Genomic DNA, 21649 nt, shown 5'->3' on the forward strand with positions numbered 1-21649 from the left:
TCAATCCGCACGGTTATGGGGTGGCCTGATCACCCATACAGCTCAAGAATTGTTAAGCACGATTGTCATTCTGATTTCTCGACGGTGCGCAGAAACTCGTCGACCTCGTCGGCGGTGGGCGCGGTGGTGGGCCCGCGGCGGGTGACCTTGATGGCGGCGGAGGCGTTGGCCCGGCGGCAGGCATCCGCCCAGGGTGCGCCGTCGGCGATGCCGGCCAGCAGCGCGCCGGTGTGGGTGTCGCCGGCGCCGTTGGTGTCGACCGGGGTCTGCGGGAAGCCGGGGAGGTAGGTGGTCTCTCCGTCAGCGTGCACCGCGCAGCCTTCGGCCCCGTCGCGGACGATGGCGACCGCTCCGGCGCGCAGCAGGGGGATGAGCGCTTCGGTCTGGGCGGAGATCTCGCGGTCGGATGCCGGCACCGCCACGGCGCGGGCGGCGAGCAGGTCGGTCGATTCTTCGGCGTTGCCGGTCCAGATGTCGGTGCGGGCCAGCATCCGATCCCGCACGTCGGAGGGGAGGTCGGCGAAGGCCGCACCCGGGTCGAGCACGACCACGGCCGCGTCGGGGAGGGTGTCGAGCCAGGCCAGCAGCGGGTCGCGGGTCTGCGCGACGGCGAGCGAGTAGCCGGTCACGCAGACGAGGTCGCCGGGCTGCACGTCGGCGGTCGCAAGGCCCGCCTCGGTGATGTCGCGTTCGGCGCCGAGGGTCGTGACGAAGGTGCGCTCGGCGGTCGGCTCGACCAGCACGACGCACACGCCCGTGTCGTGGGTGGTCACGGGGGCTGCGGATGCGGTGATGCCGTCGGCCGCGAGCGCGGCGCGGATGAGGTCGCCGTGCGGGCCGGTGCCGATCGCTCCGGCGTGCACGCTCTGCGCTCCGAAGCGCGCGGCGGCGAGCAGCACGGTCACTGCTCCGCCGGCGTACTGGGTGTCGGAGGCGGCCATGACGTTCTGGCCGCGGGCAGGAAGGTCGGGGACCTCGACGATCAGGTCGACCAGTGCCTGGCCGGTGTGGATGACGCGTGGGCGCATGCGGTCAGCCTACTGAGCACGGGCAGGGAAGACGGGATGCCGATACTCAGTAGCGGATACCCGACTGATGACCTCAGAAGAGCGTCTCGTCGGCAGATGCGCCCGGTTTGTCGTCGGATGCCAGGATCACCATGAAGCGGGCGTTTATGAACAGGCGATCACGCCCCATCTTGAGATCCATCAACGATTCGTGCGTTACCAGGGCATTGAGCCAACCTGTCGCCGTAGGTCGAGAGACGCCGCAGCGATGCATCACGTCAGATATCCGGGCGTACGGGTTCTCAAACAGAATGTCGAGAAGGTCGGAGTTGCTGCCGGCTGTCGTGTGTTCTCTGATCTCCTGGCGGATCTCATCCTGGAGGCGCTGAATGCGGTCGATCTTGAGCAGTGTCAGGTTCGCCGTGTCCTCGATGCCACGGAGCATGAACTGGACCCATTCCTCCCATGCCCCGTGTCGTGTGACATCGAGAAGCAGCCTGTAGTAGTCATCTTTGTTCTGGATGATGAAGCGGGACAGATAGAGAATCGGAGCGTTGAGCAGTCCGGCGTCCACGAGCTGCAGCACGTTGAGAATGCGGCCGGTACGCCCGTTGCCATCCTCGAAGGGGTGAATGGCCTCGAATTGGTAATGAGCGATCGCCATGGTGATGAGTGGATCGATTCCGTCATCCGAGTGGATGAATTCCGCCCAGTTCCCCAGCTTCTCCAGAATGCGCTGCTCGCCGCTGGGCGGCGTGTAGATCGCCTCGCGCGTTCGCTGGTCACCGATGTACGTCCCGGGCAGTTTCCGCACGCCCATCTCGCGTTGGTGGATGTTCGTGCAGATCTGAATCGCGGTGTTCACCGAGATCGAGCGTCGCTTGATCGCCTCCAGGCCTGCGAACAGCGCGGCACGTCTCCAAAACGTGTAAAAGAATGGCCGATATTTTTACACGTTCCCAGAATGTGCCAATCCGATTGACATGTCGATCCGGGCGGCAGCCTACTGAGCGACGGCCTTGCTCCGCCCCTGCAGCGCCCACGCGCACAGCACCGCGACGACGCCGGCGATCGGCACGACGAGCAGTCCCACGCGCAGTCCGGCGTTCTCGGCGACGAGGCCGACGATGGGCGGCGAGAGCAGGAAGCCCAGGCGCAGCAGCCAGGAGACGATCGTCAGTCCGGAGCCGTGCCTGAGGCCGGGCAGGTCGTCGGCGGCGTTCATCGCCGCGGGGATGAGGGTGGCCGCACCGTAGCCGGCGGCGGCGAAGCCGAGGATGGTGCCGGGGATGGACGGGTACGCGAGCGCGAGCCCCATGCCGATCGCGGCGATGAGTCCGCCGGCGATGGCGACGGTGCGCTGACCGAATCGGTCGGTGAGCGGGTCGCCGGCCAGGCGTCCGATGAAGTGCGCGCCGACGAGGGCGATGTAGCCGAAGGCGGCGAGTGCGGCGGGCGTCTCGAGCGAGGTGGCCAGATACAGCGTGGCCCACGACATCCCGGCATCCTCGATCAGCGCTCCCGCGATCGAGATCAGCACGAGGACGATGATGATGATCACGGTCCGGATGCCGATGCGCTGCAGGGCGCCGCCGATCTCGGCGCCGTCCGCGACCGCATCCTCGTCGGTCTCGCGGTCCAGGCCCGGCAGGCACAGACGCAGGGCGAGGAAGGAGATGGTGCTGAAGAGCACGGCGGAGATGATCAGGTGGATGCCGACGGGCAGGCCGATCGCGATGGCGCCGGCGGCCATGGATCCGCCGAGCACGGCGCCCAGCGACCAGGTCGCGTGGCAGGAGTTGATGATCGAGCGGCCGTAGCCGCGCTGCACGCGCAGGGCGTGGGCGTTCTGGGCGACGTCGGTGATGGAGTCCGCGGCCCCGCCGATGAGCAGACCGAGCGCGAAGAGGAGGACCGAGGGCGCGAAGCCGGCGATGAGGATGCCGATGGCGGTGACGAGCGTCGCACCGACGGCGACCTTCGCGGAGCCGAACCGGCGGACGAACGTGGCGGCGGCCAGCCCGGCGATGATCGCCCCGGCCGGGAAGGCGGCGATCGCGAGACCGTAGGCGGCGGCGTCGAGGTTCAGCGAGGCCTTGATCTCGGGGTAGCGCGGCAGGATGTTGGCGAGCAGCGCCCCATTGGTGAGGAACAGCAGGGCGACACCGATGCGGGCGCGACGCAAGGAGGGTGCCAACGTGGCCGAAGAGGTCATAGGACCGATCGTACGAGAGCGGCGGACGCGCGGATGCCGTGTGGCACCCGCCCTGGTCTATGTGGTGCGGTCGCGCCTACGCCCGGTCGTGCAGCGTGATCAGGTAGCCGGGCCCGCTCAGAGCGTCTTCTCTGCCATGACCAGGTCGAGAAGCTTCGGGAAGCTGACCGTGACAGTTCGCCAGAGCACGTCGGAGTCGATGCGGTCGTAGTGATGCACGGTGAAATCACGCGTGCGCGCGGCGGCCCGCCAGGTGGCATCCGAGAAGCGGCCGGCGTCCGCGGTGATGAGCTTCTTCGCAAGGTCGCCGGTGCGATTCACGAGTGCTTCGAACGCCAGAGGCACCGCCGCATCGTCCCGATAGGAATCGACTCCTCTGGCCGCGAGATCAGCGGCCGTGCGCAGAGTGGCCTCGAGATCATCGAGCCAGCGGCCGATTCGCTCGTCCGTTCTCACAACGGCAGCGCACCGTCGAGGATGTCCCTATCCCGATCCGTATCGAGCCCGTTCGCCGCGACCGCCGTCACCGGCACGCCGAGGATCAGTTCGAGATCGAGCTCGAACTGCGCGATGTCGAACAGCGTCGACTCATCACCGGCATCCACCAGCAGGTCCACGTCGCTCCCGAGAGTCTCTTCGCCGCGTGCGACCGAGCCGAAGACGCGCACGTCGGAGAGGTGAGCCGCAGACGCAAGCCGGTCGATGACAGGTTTGAGCTCACGCAGACGCGCGAGCCCCACAGCTTTCCCCTTCTGCGCAACGGTGAGTTCCCGGTACCGCCGGTACGGGACGAGTGCAGCGTCCGGTCGGCGATGCGCCCCGACCACCACGACCTCGACGTCGTCGTTCGCGCGGAAATCCGCCAGAAGTCGGGAGAGGCCTGCGCGCGCCTCGGCAATCGGCATCACATCCATGACCGACCTCCTTGTACAGAAAAGTGTACAACCCTGTGCAGGAACAGACCGAGGTCACGATCCCGTGAGCATAACTCGAGCGACAGCGCGCATCGCGCTGCTGATCTCTCCGAACGCATGGGGCACGGAGAGCACGCTGAAGCCCTCGACGACAGACTCGACCGCGAGCGCGATGCGGCGGGCGCGGGTCGACTCATCATCCGGCTCGTGCCACGCGTACTCGTCGCCGTACTCGTCCTCACGGCGACGCTTTCGGGCCGTCGCTGCGAGTTCGACAAGTCCGGCGAGATCATCGAACGTCTGAGCGGAGCCGTCGGCGATGGCGAGCACGGCGGCCGCCGTCTCGATGTGGAAGGTCGAACGGTTGTCATAGCGGTCGCGGTCATCGCCCGTCAGCACAGGCATCAGCACCTTCACGATCTCTCGCGCAGGATCGCCGACGAGCTTGCGTGCTGCGGCGGTGGTCACCACTCGTCCACGCAGGCGACGGATCAGCTTCGCGCGGCGGGCGACGCTCACGAGAAGGTCGCCGGGCACGGCGTCCGCCGTCACTTCCTGTTCCCAGCCGAGATCGGATGCCAGGTCGGCGGCGAACTCGAGCGGCAGCCATCCGGTCTCGGGATCCTGCTCCGCACCGTCTGGACCGATCGCGGCGAGCACGTGAAGAAGCGGCTGCGCGGCCTCGCGGAGGCCTTCGCCGTCGGGGTGCTTCGCCTCATCGAACAGACCGATCTCGTCGAGGTGCGCACGAAGCGCGATGCGACGTACGGGAGACAGCGCGGCGAGAAGCGAATCGATGAGCGGCGTCGACCCCCACCCGTGGTGGCGACGATCGAGTACGGAGGAGTTGAAGTGCGGCAGCACGACACCGTACTTGCGGGCGAGTTCGTGGTTGACGGCATCAGGGAGGAACGGAGGCGGCGACACCTGCCACGCGGCGGCCGATCGATCCTGCGACGTCGTGTGCTCGGCCTTGTGGACCGCCACCTTCTGGTCTCCGACCTGGGGACGGAACGCGCCCCTCTGCTCGAGCTCGACTTCGACCTCGTCCGGGAGACCAGGGAGACCCGGCAATCGCATCCGCTCCCTCGACACGGGGTGGTACGTCGCTCTCGGGCCCAGGAATCGATCCCAGTCGTTGTAGTCCCAGCTCGGCGGAGGCTCCAGATCATCCAGGTCGCGCGCGTCGGCATCCATCCCGATGCTCAGCAGGTAGGCATGCGCCAGCCATTCGCGCGGAGCGTCGCTGGGCAGCTCGATCAGTCGTGCGAGCTCAGGGCGCCCCGGGACGGAGACCTCGACTCTGTTCGCGGACGGTACGGAGATGTGTGTGCGGTAGTTCATGCGGCACACGTTAGGTCGCCGGTCCGACGCCACTCCCCCCGGGCTTCATGAATTGTGGACGACTCCGGTATCCGTCCGCCTGTGGAGGGCGATGGAACCGACGCGCCGCAGTCAGGCGGCCAGCGCTCCGATCGGCACGACGTGGATGCCGTCGGGCCGCGTGTACGCGTACTGGCCACCAGTGATGATGACCTTCGCCTCCGGCGGTGGCGTCCGTGCGGTATCGAGGTTCTCGACGAATCGGGTGAGCGACGCAGCAGCATCCTCTTCGCGGGCCGCGGCGAGCTTGATCTCGACCGCGATCCATCGCCCGTCGGGGAACTCGACGATCGCATCGACTTCGCGGCCGGCACTGTCGCGGTAGTGCCGCACGATTCCGCCAACGGGCTCGGAGTACACCCGCAGATCTCGCACGACGAGTGACTCGAAAAGCTGACCGAAGTACTCGAGATCGGAGAGAAGGCGGTCTGCATCGGCGCCGACCGCAGCGGCCGCGAGAGACGGGTCGATGAAGTGACGTCGAGGCGCCTTGCGCAGCCGGTCACGAGATCGCAGGTGAGGGCCCCAACTCGGCTGATCCTCGATGACGAAAACGCGCGACAATGCTCCGAGGTAGCCCTGCACCGTGGCATCACCCATTCGTTCGTCGCCGGTCGATGAATCGCGGGCGAGAGCAGATACAGACACTTCGGTGGCGGTGCTGCGGCCGAGCGCTCGCATCACGCGCAGGACAGCATCCGGATCGCGACGAGGCTCCCCCTCCAAGCGAGGCAGATCGATGCGCGCCGTGTCGTCGACGTACGATCGCAACCGCGTGAGCACCTGCCGCATCGGGAGCTGCTGAAGACCTGGCCAGCCACCACGTACGACAACTTCAGCAAGGTCGGGAACGGTCAAGCTCGATGCCCCTGACGTGGCATCATCCGGAGTCTTCAACACCGCGCTGAGACTCACATCGCGCGAAGAATGGCCCGATTCCGCCAACGACATCGTCCGCATCCTGTACCGAATGATGCGGCCGGCGCCAGAGTGCCGTGTCACGTCGTCGGCAGGCACTGCAGATCCGGCGAGGATGAACGAAGCGTCATCCTCGCCGTCGACTGCGGTGCGCACGGCATTCCAGACACCGGGCGCCAGCTGCCACTCATCGACGAATCTCGGCCGCTCACCCGCCAACAGCCGAGACGGATCGAGCTCTGCGAGGCGTACGGCGCCGGGCTCGATGTCCAACTGGACGCTGCTGCTCGCGTGATGGCGCCCGGTAGCCGACTTGCCGCAGGCCCGGGGCCCTTCCAGCAGGACAGCCCCCGGATACCGCAAGATCTCCTCGAGCTCGGCATCGAGAACGCGCGGAAGATAACTGGACATGGGGCGATCGTACGCGCCGAATAGGAGAAAGTCGAGATTTCAGATAGGAGAAAGCGGAGAATCCAGATAGGAGAAAGCGGAGCATGCACATAAGAAAAAGTGGAGTCGCCTGCCCACTCGCCGAACCTCCGGCGCGCCACCGAAGTCCTCCTACAGCTTCTCCGGCAACGCCCCCAGCCCGACGAACCGCCCGGTGACGTGCGTCAGCCGCGGGTGGTCGCGCAGCATCCGCAGCGGGAATGGCAGCGGAGCGTCCGGTGCGCGCTCCGCGATCAGTGGTCCCTGCAGGCGGCGCTGGACGAACTGGGTGATCCAGGTGGGCCAGTTGCGGCGTCGTTGCACGCGGCGCAGGTCGGCGGTCGTTGGGGTGCCGTCGCGCAGGACAGGGCCGAGGATGCGGGCGGTGGCGACGGCATCCTGAATCGCGAGGTTGATGCCGACTCCGCCCGCGGGCGACATGGCGTGCGCGGAGTCGCCGATGCACAGCATCCCGTCGGTGAACCAGCGGCGCAGTCGTTCGAGGCGCACGCGCAGCAGATGCACGTCAGAGGCGGTGACCGCGCTGATGGCGTCGGCCATGCGCGGCGAGATCCGCGCGATCCGGTCTTTCATCGCGGCGAGGTCGGCATCGGTGCCGCGCCAGGCGCCCGCGGGGATCACGTGGGCGATCTGGAAGAAGTCGCCGCGGTCGATCGTGATGATCAGTCCGGAGCCGGCCTGGATGAACGGGTAGCGCTCGCCCGCGGTCTTGGCGATGCGGAACCAGAGCACGTCCATCGCCGAGGCGACGCCAGTGGGGACGAACCCTGCCTCGGCGCGGATGTCGGAGTCGCGGCCGGACGCGTCGACGACCAGGCGTGCGCGGACGGTGAAATCGCCGCCGGGTCCGGTTCCGGTGATTCCGACGATGCGGTCGCCGTCGCGGATCAGCCCGTCGACGCGGGTGGAGCGCAGCAGCGTGAACTCCGGATGCTGCGCCGCGGTGTCTGCGATGAGGTCGAGGAAGTCCCACTGCGGCATGAAAGTCATGACCTTGCGGCGGGTGGGCAGGCGGGTGAAGTCCGCGAGCGTGAGTTCAGTGCCGTACCAGCTGAAGGTGACGCGGGGCATGTCGTCGTGCGGCCGGGTGAGGAATTCGTCGAGCAGGCCGAGCTCAGCGAGCAGGTCCTGCGTGGAGGGGTGGATGGTGTCGCCCCGGAAGTCACGCAGGAAGTCGGCGTGCTTCTCGAGGACCGCGACCCGGATGCCGTGCCGCAGAAGCGCGAGCGCGAGGACGAGGCCGGCGGGGCCTCCGCCGACGATCGCGCAGTCCGTGGTGAGCTCGGTGGTCATGGGTTAACGATCCTCCACCCGGAGTGCGGATGGGGATGAAGTCGAGACGTTACTCGTAGCCGGCGTCGTGTCCACGCAGAAATCTGGTCGTCACAAGCGCGTCATAGGTATCGGCGAACGGACTCCCGCAGCTCTTCTGCGTATGCATAGATTTCGTCAAGATCGGCAATGGGATGCCGTGTCTCAACCTTCTCCTCATCGAGCAGCCCTAGGTACTTCTGCTTGCCGTTGAAGTGCAGGCGTGCGATCGGCTTTCTGTTGTTGTCGTCGAGCAGGACAGCAAAATAGCTCTTGGCGTCTCGTTGTGTAATACGTTGCGGCTTGACCTCGCCACAGGCGATCGCCTTGACGATCTGGTAACCCTCGAGCTCCTCAAGCGTTGTCTCGATTTCGGTGTCTCGATCAAGATCCGCTTCCACTACCTCAGAGCTCGGCGTGGGACGAATGTCTGAAACATGGCCAACGCCGCCCACCCCAAGGGCAACCTTGAGCCTGTCATTCACACGCTCGGTGAGAAACTGCTGCGCAGCCTTGCCCACTAGACCGGTGAACTGCTGGCGAACACGCTGCGTGAACATGCCTTCGTAGACACGAGCCGTAAAGAACCTGATCCACTCGTCCGTCGGCTCGCGGAACTGGGCCGCGATCTCGCGCTTGAGTGCTCCGATGTACTTCAGTTCTTCAGCAGCATTGATGATCGACTCGAGATCGAAGCTGTCCTTGCTGAGTTTCTGAATTTCTGCGATCAGAGTCTCATCGATGTCGAGGAGATCAAGGACCAGGAACGGCTTAGCGTCCATGCGATTGGGCGCATCGAGATCGGTGTAGAAATGCCACTGGACACCATTGGTCAGAACCGCAATGCGCGCGTTCGTGACCGCGAAGTACCGGAAAAGCTGCGAGGCGTGCTCGATCTTGAGGGCGCCCATTGATGGCTTGCATTCGATGAGAATCTGGACCTCACCATCCCGCATGATGGCGTAATCGACCTTTTCGCCCTTCTTGACGCCCACATCAGCGGTGAACTCCGGGACCACCTCCAGCGGATCGAAGACGTCGTAGCCCAAGATGGTCGAGATGAACGGCATAATGAATGCGTTCTTCGTTGCCTCTTCCGTCCCAATCGCTTCAGCCTGATTCCTTACTTTCACTGCAAGCGATTCAAGGCGCTCTGAAAACTCCACCCGTTGCTCCCATCTAGCCGGAATGAGTTACAGCTCTCCCCTCGAGAGCTTGATCCCGACCATAGCGGAACCTCAAGAGTTGAGGACGCTGTCCAGAGCGAACTACACGGTCAGGTGGCTACGTTGTGTAGTCAGCTCTGCTCGGCTTCATCTTCGTCAGCTTCAGCAGACGCCAGTGACGCCAAGATCAGTACGCCAAGGCCGAGGATGGACGCGCCGGCAAGTAGCCAAGCAATAAAGCCTCCGAACCCCGATAGTCCTTCAATCTGGGTCCCGACGACGACAAACACAAGCCCAAACATCGATGCCTCAAACGTCCCGAGCATGATCTTCCTGAACCACCCTCGCCGCCGGAGCGCCATCCGCATTGAGCGCCTCTCGACCACCAGCGTCACCATCACGAGTGGCAGCACAGTTGCGAGCACCTGACAGGTAGCCAAAGTCATCCCCATGGCGCGATGCTAACTGCTCCCACCCATCACACGTGCATGCGCACCGACAACCACGGAGTCGGGAGCGCACCGCCCCTCGCCCTTCCGGGGTGGCCCCACTACGCTCAATCCTGGAGATGAGACAGATGACCAAACAGATCGCCGTCGTGGGCGCGGTGATTGTTCACGAGAACAAGGTCCTTGCGGCCCAGCGGGCCGCCGGAATGTCCTTACCTCTCACTTGGGAGTTTCCCGGGGGCAAGGTCGAAGCTGGAGAGTCACTCCGGGAGGCGCTGCGTCGTGAGGTAGAAGAGGAGCTGTCGTGCATCGTCGAAGTTGGCGATGAACTACTCACGACCACCCATGCGTATGACTTTGGCGACGTCACGCTCACGACTTTCTGGTGCGAGCTTCGCTCCGGTACGCCCACGCTGACCGAGCATTCAAGGTTAGTTTGGGCCGCGCCAGCAGATCTAGAGTCACTCGACTGGGCTCCCGCCGATGTCCCCGCGGTAATGGCAATCATGGCATCGGGGCTGACTCAGAGCTAAGGATGCAACAACTCGAACGACTCGCCGTCACGCGCGGCAAGCACGATCCCAAGGTCACCACAAAGTCTTGACAGGTCCGATTCGGCTCGACCCGGAAGCAGAATCATGGGTGTTGTCGCGCCGTCGAGTTCGCGTGCGTTATTGACGTAGTCCAAGACCTGCCCAATTGCCATGCGGACGTAATCGCGTCCTGACGACTTCTTCGCTTCGACGATCCATCCCTCTGCCTCAACGAACATGTCGGGCTCGATAATCGTGCCCGCCACCGGGAGCCTAAGGCGGCTAGGAGGCGTTCCCCGACCTTCGAGCCAGTGGCCGAAGTCTGCCTGCAGCTGAAATTCAATTCTTGAAACTACTCGATCCCCTGGAGGCCGCTGGGTGCTGTCTGCCACTAATGCAACGTCGGAGGAATCAGGAGGATACCATCGCCCAATCTGAGGCTTGAGCATTCGCAGTTGTCCGCGATTAGGGGCGAGAATCGCTGGGTTAGCGTCAAGCGGCACGAGGTTGAAGACGATCGCGCGCCGAAGGACTCCATCCTCGCCAGGGATCTCGTTGAAAGAGCAGACCGGGTCACCTGTGGTGAACGCCCCTGCGTATGTTGCATACGGAGACACCGCATTGAAAACTCGAATGGTTCGACCTTCGTCGGCGGCTTCGAGGAGCGCCCTATTGCCTCGCGTGAACGTCTGGTCTCCAGTACGACCTTCACCGGTATATGCGAAGCTCCCGTCAGGCTGCAGCCCTTCATAGATGTCGTATCCGTACCTTGCTCCACGCGCAGGATCCGTAAAGATAAATATGTCTTTTGTCTTACTGGACGTTGATATTCCGCCCTGCAATCCACCACCGTACTGATCATGAATCGCGCGGCGACGAACTCTGTCTCCTATTTCGAGCGCCCATTGGAACGAGAACGCCTTGGCGGCAAGGCGCGATCGGATCTCTCCGGCTTGAGCGTCATCAAGAACCCAACGCGTCGCGTCGTCCGAAGGCGTTCCGTAAAGCAGGTGGAGTACGTCACGCACGTCGTTCTGACTTACGCCAAACTCCAGCGCGAGTGTCTCCGGAGTAGTGGGTTCCACGTCGAGAGCGTATCGGTCTTTCGCCGCTGGGTGCATGGCGGTTGAGCCTGCCGTACCCTGCTACCGTCACTCCCATGCCGTCCCCCACCACCCTCGCCGCGCTCCGCGCCTTCGCTGCCGAGCGCGAATGGGACCAGTTCCACTCCCCCGAGAACCTCGCGAAGTCGATCTCGATCGAGGCCGCCGAGCTGCTCGAGTTGTATCAGTGGGGGCAGACCCCTGACCAGGAACGTGTCGAGGAGGAACTCGCCGACGTCCTCACCTACTGCTTCCAGATGGCCACGCGACTCGGCGTCGACATCGACGAGATCGTGCTCAGCAAGCTCGAGAAGACTCGCCTGAAGTATCCGGTCGAACTCTCCAAGGGAAGCGTGACCAAGCGCGCCATGCCGACGAGCACACTGCCGACGAGCCCCGAGCCATGAGCTTCAGCATCCAGCGCATCCCCTTCGACCGCGCCGAGGTCGATGGCTGGGCCCGCGACAACGACCAGCACACGAACTGGCCGGTCGTCTACGTGCTCGACAGCACGGGCCGGCAGCAGAAGCTCTACGTCGGCGAGACCACAAGCACGCAGAAGCGGATGCGCCAGCACCTGGCGAGCTCCAAGAAGCACGAGGGCCTGGAGTCCATCCGCGTCGTCATCAACGAGCGCTACAACACCTCGGTCTGCCGCGACCTCGAATCACACCTGATCCGCTGGTTCCACGGCGACGGTCAGTACAGCATCCTCAACGGCAACGACGGACTGACCGACGCCCGCTACTACGACCGCGAGCAGTACCGCGAGTCGTTCCACGATGTCTTCGAGGCGCTGCGCGCCGAGGGACTGTTCAGCCGCAGCATCCCGCAGATCGAGAACAGCGATCTCTTCAAGCTCTCGCCCTTCAAAGCGCTCACCAACGACCAGGCGATCGCCGTCGAGGACATCGTCGAGGGCCTGCTGGCCGATCTGCAGCATCCGGAGACCCGCTCCACCCTCGTCGTGCAGGGCGACCCGGGCACCGGCAAGACGATCATCGCGATCTTCCTCATGAAGCTGCTCGCCGACATCCGCGACTTCACCGACCACGATGACGTCGAGCCCGACTCGATGTTCGCGGAGTTCTTCACCCCCGAGAACGCGACCCTTCTCACCGACCTGCGGATGGCCCTCGTCATCCCGCAGCAGTCGCTGCGTCAGTCGGTGAAGAACGTGTTCAAGAAGACGCCGAAGCTCGACCCGTCGATGGTGCTGACGCCGTTCCAGGTCGGAGAGTCGGATGCCGAGTTCGACCTGATCCTCGTCGACGAGACCCACCGGCTGAACCAGCGCGCCAACCAGGCATCCGGCGTGCAGAACAAGAAGTTCGGCGTGATCAACGAGCGGCTGTTCGGGGCGGACGATCCCACGCGCACGCAGCTCGACTGGATCAAGGCCCGCAGCCGGCACCAGCTACTGCTCATCGACGGCGCACAGAGCGTGCGCCCGCATGATCTCTCACCCACCGCGCTCGACGCCGAGCTGCGCGCGGCGAAGGATGCGCACCGGCACTTCCCGCTCACCACTCAGATGCGGGTGAAGGCCGGCGCCGACTACGTCGAGTACATCCGGATGCTGCTGCGCGGTGCTTCGGTGGTGCGGCCGAATCTCGGCGACTACGACCTGCGGTTCTTCGACGATCTCGGCGAGATGCGTCGGGCAATCAGAGAGCGGGATGCGGAGGTCGGCCTGTCGCGGTTGGTTGCCGGGTACGCGTGGGACTGGAAGTCGCGTCGCAAACCTGACGCTTACGACATCGAGCTCGACGGCGAGCGGATGCGGTGGAACAGCACCGACAAGGACTGGATCAACTCCACCGGATCCCTGGAGGAGGTCGGCTCGATCCACACCGTGCAGGGCTACGACCTGAACTACGCCGGTGTGATCATCGGGCCGGATCTGCGGGTTTCTTCGTCGGGTGAGATCGTCGCGGACCGCGAGGCGTACCGCGACAAGAAGGGCAAGGAGAACACCGGGCATCTGAAAGACGCGTTCACCGACGCCGATCTGCTCGTGTTCATCCGCAACATCTACGGCGTGCTGCTCACCCGCGGGATGCTGGGGACGTATGTGTATGTGTGCGATGAGGGGTTGCGGGAGAGGCTGCGCGAGCACCTTGGTTGAGAATGACCACAACGTCAGCCTGGGTCGAAGGTGATTCGTCAGACCGGGGAACGTTCAGCCGAGTTTTAGGTGATCAAGCAGGTGTCCCATCTTCGTTCTTTTCGTGCGCAGATAGGGCAAGGAGTTGTGCGTCGCAGGGATCTCAAGTTCAACCCTCGTCACCGCGATCCCATGACTTTCAAGTCCTCCAATCTTTCGAGGGTTGTTTGTCAGGAGTCGGCAGTTCTGCACACCACGGTGGCTCAGAACTTGCGCTACTCGTGCATAGTCTCGCGGGTCCGTTTCGACGCCGAGTCGCACGTACGCGTCGTGAGTGTCCAATTGGTCGCTATCCCCTAGTGCCAGTCCACGAACTTTCGTCAGTAGCCCCGCGCCTCGCCCGTCGCAGAGCATGTAGACGATGAGCCCGCCCTCTACAAATATCTGCTTAAGACTCTCGTGTAGTTGTTCGTGACAATCGCAGTCGGTGCTGCGGAAAATTTCCGCGGTATAGCACGCGCTTTGTACGCGAACGAGTGGATTCGACGCCAAATCCGTTCCCCGCACCTCGATACATAGAATGTTGTCTTCTTCGTGCTTGCCGAACGAATAGACATGGAGACGGCCCTCGCCGTAGTGGCTCTTGAGGAAACATGACGCGTGCTCATATGCTTCGGGCATCGATCATGCTCCTTGACTTATTGATGCGATCTCTCCACGACCAGGGATGAGGCCCTCCCATTCGGCCTGAAGCTTGATCTCTAGTTCGGCCACCCTTCGCCCAAGCCGTGCATCACGGTCCTCGTCCGCATACGGTTTCACGCCGAAGCGATACTTCTTCTCTTCGGCCGAGACCAATCGGTGGTAACGCCGGTACAGCACCCATCGTTCGTGAGGACGTTCCAATTGATTCAACGCTACGAGCACCGTGGTCAGCGCCGCCAGGCCACTCGGAACGATCTTCCCCCAAATCAAATCCTGTTGCGACGCAACGAGGACGACAGGGATCATCCCGGTCGAAAGTGTCATAAGCAGCACGAGCACCCGTGCTCGACACTTGTTTTTATCAGCCTTTCGCGCAATAGATTTAGCTACCTCTCGACACTCATCTATCGGCGTCAACGGACCGGTCACTCTAACCTTGGGCACGTCCCGATCTTGGCACCTTTTACCCTGCACCCAGAACTCACAATCGTCGTCTCGCATCGAAGAGATCCTGACCCACGAAGTGCGCAGACCAGACTCAGCCTCTACCCGAACCGACAGTGAGCCGTATGATCCGTCTGCGATAGATCCGGAACGGCGAGGCTAGCCGTCACGCGTGACCACGGGGCCCGGCTGGTTCCGGGCCGCGAGGACCGACACCGCATCGTCAGGCAAGAATTCTACGGTCACCACCATCGCGGATGAACGTCGACCCGATCGCCATCCGCGGTGAAATACCACCGCGCGACCGTCTGACCCGAGCGATCTCTTTGGCTGAAAGTCTCTCGGCCTCCGGCATCGTCACGGCGCCAGTCACGGCTGGCTCGAGCGAGGGCGGCATGCATCTCGTCGCGTTTGCCGGGTTGATTCATCGCGAGCGGTGATGGGTGCCATGACTCGATAGTCCGGATGCCGATGCCGAGACCCGGACGGCCGAATCTCGACCACCCCCTGCGAGGGAAGTGACCGAGCGTAACGACTGTGTGCAGTTCGGGAAGCATCGCGATGAGTTCACGGAGATCCCCCGCCCCCTCACACAGATCTGCGACCTTGGGCTTGTTGCTGGCAGGGCCGAGGTACCAGGGGACGATGTTCCACAGCAGCGTACGTCCGACCAGGCCAGTGTCCTGCCGAGCGCGCCACAGATTCTCCGCCGTGGCATCGTTGTTGTCCGAGGAGATGAATCCCGAACCCGCCCGCGCGTTCTGCGCATTCGTCATCGGGCCCGGTGCCTCCAGAAGCAGCAGGACTTGCGCCTCGGTGCCGGCATCGGCCGGATCTACCATCGGAATCTCGGCGGGCAGCCCTTGGCTCAGACGCCTGACTATGAGCTGTTTGACCCACCGGGTCAGAGGCGCAGCAGTCGGGGCTGACTGAGTCATCGCGCGCCGTGCTTCGAGTACTGAGCCTTGGCCGAGCGAGCGCGGTGCTGTGGAGATCACGTCTCTGATCGTACGGCTCGCCTTCTCGGCGCCGTCTGCATCACAACCGACTGATGTGCGTGTGCCTACTCCTTCGCCATCCGAACGGTCATGGTCGTTCCAAGGGCAGTGAGTTCGTAAGAAAGCTCACCGTCCTTGTAGGTGAAGGTCTTCGTGTCGTCTCCCGACGCCATGACGGACTTTGCCGTCTTCGTCTTGTCGTTCACAGAGTCCCACGTGAAGTCCGTCGAACCATCCTGCGGAACCTCCACTGTCCCTGACCAATAGAGAGACTTGGTGTCGGGAGCGACCCACTGGATCTCGATGGTGTCGCCTGTGACGGTTGCCGCCTGGTAGCTGTCCTCGGAATTCGAGTTGGTCTGCTTCCACGTGCCCGCAAGATCTACCGGCTTCGGGGCCGAAGCCTCTTCAGTCGCGCCGGATGAGGCGCCCTGCGCATCGCTCTTGGGTGTTGCAGGGTCCGACTCAGCAGAACAGCCGACTGCGCCGCCGCCAAGAAGAGCCAGCAGCGTCACTGCGCCGACAAGTTTGATAGGGACGATCTTCATGTGTGTTCCTCCAGGAGTCGGACTCAGCGGGTGCACTTTGACCGTAGCGGAGACCAGTGCCCACCTATTCCGGCTGCAGGCGCTTCGTCCCTGCGTGCTCCGCAAACTCCAACATCCTTCGCCGCCTCGCCCCCATCTCGCAGCGCCCGGAACAACCGGCCCTCCCGAGGCTCCCCCGACAACCCGAACCGCCGGGCGGGCAGGTAAAAGCTACCCGGCGCAGCATCCGACGCCAATGCCATCAGCGCGGGTGTCGCAGCCTGCGTCGCGGTGTTGCCGAGGCGTCGGGGCAGCCCCGCCTTGGCGCCGGACTCCGCGCCACCGCGGGTCATGCGCCGCAGCCCGGCGAGGTCGGCGTCGGGCGCGACTCGCAGGAGGCACAGCGTCACGTTCAGCCCCCAGCCTTCCAGCGCGCTGCGGCGCGCTCCCGCAATCAGTCTAGGAACGTAGACTGACTGTCTGCATGGCCGGCATGCCGGCGTTTGCCGCAACCTCTTGAAGGCTCTGGACGAGGACAACCGATGACTTTCTACGAAGCAACCGCGGCCCGCGAAGGCAAATGGTGGATGGTGAGCATCCCCGCCGTCGACGGACTCACCCAAGCCCGCCGCCTCAGCGAGGCTGCCGAGATGGCGCGCGAATACATCGCCGTGTCCCAAGATGTTCCACTCGAGCACGTATCCGTGAAGCTCCAGTTCGCCCCGATCGGCGGAATCGACGATGTCGCGGATCGGGTGGCCGCGATCGCCGAAGAGCGAACGCGCGCCGCGGAGCTCGAGAAGGCAGCATCCCGACAGGCGACGGATCTCGCTCGCAGCCTCGCCGCGGCCGACGTCCCCATGCGCGACATCGGCGCTATCCTCGGCATCTCACATCACCAGCTGGTCTCGTCCCGCTGAACCTGCTGTAACCGCGCGCATCAGCTCTCCCACGACGATGTCGCCGGCCCACGGCAGGATGGCGGCATACGCGATTCGCGTGTCACAGCATCCGCCGAATCGATCTAGTACCTCTAGTAGTTCAGCGTATTCTGGAGGTATGGCGAACGTGACCAAGACCGAGCTGAACCAGCAGACCGCCCGGGTGCTGGCGCGAGTCGCCGCGGGTGAAACCCTCACCGTCACCGACCGTGGTCGCCCGATCGCGCAACTGTCCCCACCGGAAGCCGACACCTGGGCTGACCTTGTCGCCAGCGGGCGCGTCACGCTCCCGAAGACATCCGGCGCCCTTCGCATTCCCGCAACCAAGACGTCGAAGACAAGTCAGCAGATCCTCGATGACCTCCGCGCGGACAGCCTGTGATCTACCTCGACACCTCTGCCGCAGCCAAGGCGCTCATCGACGAGGCCGACAGCGAGAGCGTGCGACGCATGTTCGCCGAAGGCACGCAATTCGTCTCATCGAAGCTGCTCGCCGTGGAACTGCATGCCGTCGCCGACCGGCAGTTCATCGCATCGGATGCTGTGCAGGAGCTCCTCGACCGCGTCGCGCTCGTCTCGCTCGACGACGACCTGCTCGATGACGCGATCGCCCTGCACAGCCGCCTGCGCACTCTCGACGCGCTGCACCTGGCCACGGCCGTGCGCCTGAAAGGCACGATCTTCAGCATCCTCACCTTCGACAACGAGCTCGCGGCGGCCGCCTCGCGCAACGGCATCCCCGCCGCTGCGCCGCGCTGATCCCCGGCATTCGCAATCCCACGCGCACATCCATTCGCTGACCTGCCCGATCGGGTAGGTGCAAACGGTTCGCGAGTAGGTATCGGGAACAGCGCCTTCGGGACAGGCTGAAGGGGCGGAGAGCCTCCGCCTGAGAGGAAGGACGAAGATGTCTGGAAACAGAGCTGTCGCCTACGAGGGTCCCGGCGTGGTGAAGGTGATCGATACGGATTACCCCGACTTCGAGCTTCATGACGGCCCCGGCGTGAATCCGGCGAACGTGGGTCGGAAGATTCCGCACGGCGTCATCCTCCGCACCGTCGCGACCAACATCTGCGGGTCGGATCAGCACATGGTGCGCGGTCGCACGACGGCTCCCGCAGGTCTGGTGCTCGGCCATGAGATCACCGGCGAAGTGGTCGAGGCGGGTCCGGATGTGGAGTTCATCAAGGTCGGCGACATCGTCTCGGTGCCCTTCAACATCTCCTGCGGACGCTGTCGGAACTGCAAGGAGGGAAAGACCGGCATCTGCCTGAACGTCAATCCCGACCGACCCGGCAGCGCCTACGGCTACGTCGACATGGGCGGGTGGGTCGGCGGCCAAGCGGAATACGTGCTCGTGCCCTACGCCGACTGGAACCTGCTGAAGTTCCCCGACCGCGATCAGGCCCTGGAGAAGATCCTCGATCTCACCATGCTGTCCGACATCTTCCCGACCGGCTTCCACGGTGCCGTCACCGCCGGGGTGGGCGTGGGCTCGACGGTCTACATCGCGGGCGCGGGCCCGGTGGGTCTCGCGGCAGCGGTCGGCGCACAGCTGCTGGGTGCCGCGGTGGTGATCGTCGGCGATATGAATGAGGACCGCCTCGCACAGGCCCGCAGCTTCGGCTGCGAGACGGTCGACGTCGGCGCCGGCACGGTGCCCGATCAACTCGAACAGCTCCTGGGCGTACCGGAGGTGGATGCCGCGGTCGACGCGGTCGGATTCGAGGCCCGCAGCGAAGGACACGGCGCCAAGGCGAAGGAGGCCCCGGCCACCGTCCTCAACTCGCTCATGGATGTCACCGGCGCGGGCGGCGCCATCGGCATCCCCGGCCTCTACGTCACGGGTGACCCCGGCGCCGTCGACGACGCGGCCAAGGTCGGTTCCCTCTCGATCAGTCTGGGCACCGGCTGGGCGAAGTCGCTGTCCTTCACCACCGGGCAGTGCCCGGTGATGCGCTACAACCGCCAGCTCATGATGGCGATCCTGCACGACAGGGTCCACATCGCCAAGGCCGTCAACGCCAAGGCGATCACCTTGGATGAGGCGCCGCAGGGCTACGCCGAGTTCGACGCCGGCGCCGCCACCAAGTACGTGCTGAACCCCAACGGATACATCAAGGAGTAGATCATGACCAGTGTCAACCTCGAAGATGCACGTCGCGTCATCGCCGCAGCCGAGAAGAAGGCCACGGAGATCGGCCAGCCCATGAACATCGCCGTCGTCGATTCCGGCGGCAATCTCGTCGCCCACGTCCGACAGGACGGCGCCTGGATCGGCAGCGTGAACATCTCGATCAACAAGGCCTGGACCTCCAGAGCCTTCGACATCACGACCAAGGATCTGGGCGACAACTCCCAGCCGACCCAGCAGTTCTTCGGCATCCAGAACACCAACGGCGGGAAGGTCGCGATCTTCGCCGGCGGCATTCCTCTCGTGCGCGACGGCGACGTCGTGGGCGCCGTGGGTGTCAGCGGAGGCTCCGGCGAGCAGGATCACTCGGTCGCCGAAGCAGGAGCGGCAGCACTGTAGGACCTCCGAGAGCTCCTCACCCGGACGGGTGGGGAGCTCTCACCGCGTACGCGTCCAGTGGGACTGCGACGGACTCAACCTTCTGGTCAGCATCCGAGACGACGGGCAAGGCACCCTGACCGTGCACGACGAATCGCTGCGACCGATCGCCGAGCGGGTCACCGCCTTGGACGGCATCCTGAGCGTCGACGCCACACCGGGATGGGGTTCCTCCGTGGATGTCACCCTCCCCCTGAACCCGCGTTCTGACACCAGGCCGCTCGCCGACGGGGCGTCCCTCACCGCACGCGAGTACGACGTGCTGCGTCTGGTCACCGCCGGCGAACGCAATCAGGCCATCGCCCTTCAACTCGGAATCAGTGCCAACACGGTCAAGTTCCACGTGTCGAACCTGCTGCGCAAGCTCGGCGCCAGGACGCGAGCGGAACTCACCGCCCTGGCGCTGTCCCGATAGGCACCGTCCCCGTAGGAACCGTCCGGAGACGCAGTGTCCGCGATCGGCTCTACGATCGTCCCCATGACCCGATTCCGCCTGCGCGTGTCGCTCGTCGGCAGCGAACCCGAGATCTGGCGCGTCTTCGACATCCACCAGAACGTCAGGCTGCGGATGCTGCACATCGCCCTGCAGACGATGATGGGCTGGCGGGAGTCGCATCTGCACGCGTTCACCGACGTCGATCCGCTCTCGCCGCCGTCGGGTCCCGTCCGACGGTGGAAGTCGCCGGACTTCGACGACCAGATGGACGGCACGCTCTCCGAAGACGACTTCCTTGTCGGGGACATCCTCGGCGACGCGGAATCCCTCTGGTACGAGTACGACTTCGGCGACGGATGGGTGCACCGGATCGACGTCGTGGAGCGGATGCCGGATGAAGCCCTCCTGGCGCCCGTCGTGCTGCTCGATGGCGCAGGCCGCGGCCCGTTCGAGGACTCCGGCGGCCCGCACGGGTACGCCGAGAAGCTCACGATCGCGGCCGATCCGCAGCATCCGGAGCACGAAGAGATCACCGCCTGGATCCGCGCCACCGTCGGGCCGTGGGCGCCGACCAGCCCGGGCGCGTTCGACCTCGTCGGCATCCAGGGCGAGCTGAACCTGCTGTTCAACCCCGAGGAATCGGGCATCTCCCCGATGGACATGTCCGGAATCGTCAAGTCCGATCGGCACCGCCGCCCCGGAGACGTCGACGAGGCGTCGCCGATCGCGAGCCTGGCATCCGCCCTCCCGCCGCCGATCCGCGCAGAACTGCGCCAACGCCTGCACGCCTCCGGCATCCTCGAACCGACCGACATCGACGCCGAGACCGCCGCGCGCATCGTCCGCCCGTTCGTCTGGCTGATGGATGCCATCGGCCCCGACGGTCTCGCCCTCACCTCCGCCGGATGGATGCCGCCGGCCACCGTGCTGGCCGGCATGACCGCGCTCGGCTGGGCCGACGACTGGATCGGGAAGGGCAACCGCGAAGACCTGACGCCGCCGATCGCCAACCTGCGCGAGACAGCGCAGCGGATGGGGCTCGTGCGCGTGCAGAAGGGCCGACTGCTGCTGAGCGCGGCCGCCAAGACGGCGCTGAACGATCCGCAGCTGCAGCTGCGTCTCGTGGCGACCGGCCTGTACCGCAAGCTCCGTGACGCCGAGACGGATGCGGCGACTCTCCTTCTGCTGGCGATCGCCGACGGCACCCCGCGCAACGACCGCTGGCAGACCGTCGCCTTCGGACTGGAGATGTGCGGGTGGCAGTCGGCCAGCGGTCGCATGTTCACCCCGCTCGACATCGACCACGCGACCTTTCAGGCGCGGCAGGTGCTCGACCTGATCGGCGGGTCATCCCGAGGCAGCCGGCGGCGAGCCGACGACCCCGACCTGGCGCTGTTCGCACGGGAAGCGCTGCGGTAGCGGAATGTGCCCCGACGGGGTGGCCCCCTCACCCGGCCGCTCCGCGCACAT

Annotated in this window: 25 protein-coding genes and 1 pseudogene; 10 read left to right on the forward strand and 16 right to left on the reverse strand. The window is 64.7% G+C overall.

The genetic code is table 11. The annotated features are described in order from the left end of the window. Window positions 1–65 precede the first annotated feature (65 nt). From QF046_RS10335 to QF046_RS10385, 11 genes and pseudogenes are all read right to left on the reverse strand, one after another. Window positions 66–1028, reverse strand: a complete 963-nt coding sequence (locus tag QF046_RS10335) for a PfkB family carbohydrate kinase (protein WP_307369389.1) — start codon at window positions 1026–1028, stop codon at window positions 66–68. 73 nt (window positions 1029–1101) lie between these two features. After that, window positions 1102–1872: a Fic family protein gene (locus tag QF046_RS10340; protein ID WP_307369391.1), complete on the reverse strand. Its 771-nt coding sequence runs from the start codon at window positions 1870–1872 to the stop codon at window positions 1102–1104. 138 nt (window positions 1873–2010) lie between these two features. After that, entirely contained in the window at window positions 2011–3222 is a 1212-nt protein-coding gene (locus QF046_RS10345) for an MFS transporter (RefSeq protein WP_307369393.1), read from the reverse strand. Between the two features lie 117 nt (window positions 3223–3339). Further along, a complete protein-coding gene (locus tag QF046_RS10350; RefSeq protein WP_307369395.1) occupies window positions 3340–3678 on the reverse strand; it encodes a DUF86 domain-containing protein in 339 nt (112 codons plus the stop codon). Next, window positions 3675–4136 (reverse strand): nucleotidyltransferase domain-containing protein, encoded by a 462-nt coding sequence (locus tag QF046_RS10355; RefSeq protein WP_307369397.1) that lies wholly within the window; start codon window positions 4134–4136, stop codon window positions 3675–3677. The genes QF046_RS10350 and QF046_RS10355 overlap by 4 nt, the downstream gene beginning before the upstream one ends. A 54-nt stretch (window positions 4137–4190) precedes the next feature. Continuing rightward, entirely contained in the window at window positions 4191–5480 is a 1290-nt protein-coding gene (locus QF046_RS10360; protein ID WP_307369400.1) for a hypothetical protein, read from the reverse strand. Window positions 5481–5591: 111 nt separating this feature from the next. Next, window positions 5592–6311 (reverse strand): ATP-binding protein, encoded by a 720-nt coding sequence (locus QF046_RS10365; RefSeq protein WP_307372815.1) that lies wholly within the window; start codon window positions 6309–6311, stop codon window positions 5592–5594. 156 nt (window positions 6312–6467) lie between these two features. After that, window positions 6468–6848: pseudogene (locus tag QF046_RS10370) on the reverse strand (AAA family ATPase); the annotation flags it as partial. A 150-nt stretch (window positions 6849–6998) separates the two neighbouring features. Beyond that, window positions 6999–8180: an FAD-dependent oxidoreductase gene (locus QF046_RS10375; protein WP_307369403.1), complete on the reverse strand. Its 1182-nt coding sequence runs from the start codon at window positions 8178–8180 to the stop codon at window positions 6999–7001. Between the two features lie 101 nt (window positions 8181–8281). Continuing rightward, complete coding sequence (locus QF046_RS10380; RefSeq protein ID WP_307369405.1) at window positions 8282–9364, reverse strand: type I restriction endonuclease; 1083 nt, start codon at window positions 9362–9364, stop codon at window positions 8282–8284. Window positions 9365–9495: 131 nt separating this feature from the next. Beyond that, window positions 9496–9816 (reverse strand): hypothetical protein, encoded by a 321-nt coding sequence (locus tag QF046_RS10385; protein ID WP_307369407.1) that lies wholly within the window; start codon window positions 9814–9816, stop codon window positions 9496–9498. Window positions 9817–9941: 125 nt separating this feature from the next. Between QF046_RS10385 and QF046_RS10390 the strand changes: the two genes are divergently transcribed. Next, on the forward strand, window positions 9942–10346 hold the full coding sequence (locus tag QF046_RS10390; protein ID WP_307369409.1) for a (deoxy)nucleoside triphosphate pyrophosphohydrolase: 405 nt from the start codon (window positions 9942–9944) through the stop codon (window positions 10344–10346). Here QF046_RS10390 and QF046_RS10395 read toward each other — a convergent pair. After that, window positions 10343–11431 (reverse strand): hypothetical protein, encoded by a 1089-nt coding sequence (locus tag QF046_RS10395; RefSeq protein ID WP_307369411.1) that lies wholly within the window; start codon window positions 11429–11431, stop codon window positions 10343–10345. The two genes, QF046_RS10390 and QF046_RS10395, sit on opposite strands and share 4 nt — an antisense overlap. Window positions 11432–11505: 74 nt before the next feature. On the opposite strand from QF046_RS10395, the gene QF046_RS10400 reads away from it, so the two are divergent. Then, window positions 11506–11856 (forward strand): nucleotide pyrophosphohydrolase, encoded by a 351-nt coding sequence (locus QF046_RS10400; protein WP_307369414.1) that lies wholly within the window; start codon window positions 11506–11508, stop codon window positions 11854–11856. Continuing rightward, the gene (locus QF046_RS10405) at window positions 11853–13577 is read left to right on the forward strand and encodes a DNA/RNA helicase domain-containing protein (protein WP_307369416.1); all 1725 of its coding nucleotides are present in this window, start codon (window positions 11853–11855) and stop codon (window positions 13575–13577) included. The genes QF046_RS10400 and QF046_RS10405 overlap by 4 nt, the downstream gene beginning before the upstream one ends. Before the next feature lie 54 nt (window positions 13578–13631). On the opposite strand, the gene ribA is transcribed toward QF046_RS10405, so the two are convergent. The 4 genes from ribA to QF046_RS10425 all read right to left on the reverse strand — a co-directional run bounded on the left by ribA (window position 13632) and on the right by QF046_RS10425 (window position 16251). Further along, window positions 13632–14237 (reverse strand): GTP cyclohydrolase II RibA, encoded by a 606-nt coding sequence (ribA, locus tag QF046_RS10410; protein ID WP_307369419.1) that lies wholly within the window; start codon window positions 14235–14237, stop codon window positions 13632–13634. Between the two features lie 3 nt (window positions 14238–14240). After that, window positions 14241–14762, reverse strand: coding sequence for a DUF4231 domain-containing protein (locus tag QF046_RS10415; protein ID WP_307369420.1), 522 nt, complete (start codon window positions 14760–14762; stop codon window positions 14241–14243). 185 nt (window positions 14763–14947) lie between these two features. Further along, window positions 14948–15703, reverse strand: a complete 756-nt coding sequence (locus QF046_RS10420; protein ID WP_307369422.1) for a uracil-DNA glycosylase — start codon at window positions 15701–15703, stop codon at window positions 14948–14950. A gap of 65 nt (window positions 15704–15768) precedes the next feature. Continuing rightward, window positions 15769–16251, reverse strand: coding sequence for a hypothetical protein (locus QF046_RS10425; protein WP_307369424.1), 483 nt, complete (start codon window positions 16249–16251; stop codon window positions 15769–15771). 521 nt (window positions 16252–16772) lie between these two features. Between QF046_RS10425 and QF046_RS10430 the strand changes: the two genes are divergently transcribed. The 7 genes from QF046_RS10430 (at window position 16773) to QF046_RS10460 (ending at window position 21598) form a co-directional block, all read left to right on the forward strand. After that, window positions 16773–17150: a hypothetical protein gene (locus QF046_RS10430; RefSeq protein ID WP_307369427.1), complete on the forward strand. Its 378-nt coding sequence runs from the start codon at window positions 16773–16775 to the stop codon at window positions 17148–17150. 139 nt (window positions 17151–17289) lie between these two features. Further along, window positions 17290–17553, forward strand: a complete 264-nt coding sequence (locus QF046_RS10435; protein WP_307369430.1) for a type II toxin-antitoxin system Phd/YefM family antitoxin — start codon at window positions 17290–17292, stop codon at window positions 17551–17553. Continuing rightward, window positions 17550–17930 (forward strand): type II toxin-antitoxin system VapC family toxin, encoded by a 381-nt coding sequence (locus QF046_RS10440; RefSeq protein WP_307369432.1) that lies wholly within the window; start codon window positions 17550–17552, stop codon window positions 17928–17930. The genes QF046_RS10435 and QF046_RS10440 overlap by 4 nt, the downstream gene beginning before the upstream one ends. Before the next feature lie 148 nt (window positions 17931–18078). Beyond that, entirely contained in the window at window positions 18079–19299 is a 1221-nt protein-coding gene (fdhA, locus tag QF046_RS10445; RefSeq protein ID WP_307369433.1) for a formaldehyde dehydrogenase, glutathione-independent, read from the forward strand. Window positions 19300–19302: 3 nt separating this feature from the next. After that, window positions 19303–19704 carry a heme-binding protein gene (locus tag QF046_RS10450; protein ID WP_307369435.1) on the forward strand — a complete coding sequence of 134 codons (402 nt, stop codon included), beginning with the start codon at window positions 19303–19305 and terminating at the stop codon, window positions 19702–19704. A gap of 28 nt (window positions 19705–19732) precedes the next feature. Continuing rightward, window positions 19733–20158 carry a LuxR C-terminal-related transcriptional regulator gene (locus tag QF046_RS10455; protein ID WP_307369437.1) on the forward strand — a complete coding sequence of 142 codons (426 nt, stop codon included), beginning with the start codon at window positions 19733–19735 and terminating at the stop codon, window positions 20156–20158. A gap of 63 nt (window positions 20159–20221) precedes the next feature. Further along, window positions 20222–21598, forward strand: coding sequence for a plasmid pRiA4b ORF-3 family protein (locus tag QF046_RS10460; RefSeq protein WP_307369439.1), 1377 nt, complete (start codon window positions 20222–20224; stop codon window positions 21596–21598). Window positions 21599–21649: the final 51 nt, after the last annotated feature.

This window comes from Microbacterium sp. W4I4, from assembly GCF_030816235.1.
Lineage (GTDB): Bacteria > Actinomycetota > Actinomycetes > Actinomycetales > Microbacteriaceae > Microbacterium.

Excerpts from the sequence above, each read along its gene's own strand:
- QF046_RS10335 (WP_307369389.1), bottom strand. The coding sequence starts at position 1,028 with ATGCGCCCACGCGTCATCCACACCGGCCAGGCACTGGTCGACCTGATC.
- QF046_RS10345 (WP_307369393.1), bottom strand. The coding sequence starts at position 3,222 with ATGACCTCTTCGGCCACGTTGGCACCCTCCTTGCGTCGCGCCCGCATC.
- QF046_RS10355 (WP_307369397.1), bottom strand. The coding sequence starts at position 4,136 with ATGGATGTGATGCCGATTGCCGAGGCGCGCGCAGGCCTCTCCCGACTT.
- QF046_RS10360 (WP_307369400.1), bottom strand. The coding sequence starts at position 5,480 with ATGAACTACCGCACACACATCTCCGTACCGTCCGCGAACAGAGTCGAG.
- QF046_RS10365 (WP_307372815.1), bottom strand. The coding sequence starts at position 6,311 with ATGCGGCAGGTGCTCACGCGGTTGCGATCGTACGTCGACGACACGGCG.
- QF046_RS10375 (WP_307369403.1), bottom strand. The coding sequence starts at position 8,180 with ATGACCACCGAGCTCACCACGGACTGCGCGATCGTCGGCGGAGGCCCC.
- QF046_RS10385 (WP_307369407.1), bottom strand. The coding sequence starts at position 9,816 with ATGGGGATGACTTTGGCTACCTGTCAGGTGCTCGCAACTGTGCTGCCA.
- QF046_RS10390 (WP_307369409.1), top strand. The coding sequence starts at position 9,942 with ATGACCAAACAGATCGCCGTCGTGGGCGCGGTGATTGTTCACGAGAAC.
- QF046_RS10400 (WP_307369414.1), top strand. The coding sequence starts at position 11,506 with ATGCCGTCCCCCACCACCCTCGCCGCGCTCCGCGCCTTCGCTGCCGAG.
- QF046_RS10405 (WP_307369416.1), top strand. The coding sequence starts at position 11,853 with ATGAGCTTCAGCATCCAGCGCATCCCCTTCGACCGCGCCGAGGTCGAT.
- ribA (WP_307369419.1), bottom strand. The coding sequence starts at position 14,237 with ATGCCCGAAGCATATGAGCACGCGTCATGTTTCCTCAAGAGCCACTAC.
- QF046_RS10415 (WP_307369420.1), bottom strand. The coding sequence starts at position 14,762 with ATGCGAGACGACGATTGTGAGTTCTGGGTGCAGGGTAAAAGGTGCCAA.
- QF046_RS10425 (WP_307369424.1), bottom strand. The coding sequence starts at position 16,251 with ATGAAGATCGTCCCTATCAAACTTGTCGGCGCAGTGACGCTGCTGGCT.
- QF046_RS10430 (WP_307369427.1), top strand. The coding sequence starts at position 16,773 with ATGACTTTCTACGAAGCAACCGCGGCCCGCGAAGGCAAATGGTGGATG.
- QF046_RS10435 (WP_307369430.1), top strand. The coding sequence starts at position 17,290 with ATGGCGAACGTGACCAAGACCGAGCTGAACCAGCAGACCGCCCGGGTG.
- fdhA (WP_307369433.1), top strand. The coding sequence starts at position 18,079 with ATGTCTGGAAACAGAGCTGTCGCCTACGAGGGTCCCGGCGTGGTGAAG.
- QF046_RS10450 (WP_307369435.1), top strand. The coding sequence starts at position 19,303 with ATGACCAGTGTCAACCTCGAAGATGCACGTCGCGTCATCGCCGCAGCC.
- QF046_RS10460 (WP_307369439.1), top strand. The coding sequence starts at position 20,222 with ATGACCCGATTCCGCCTGCGCGTGTCGCTCGTCGGCAGCGAACCCGAG.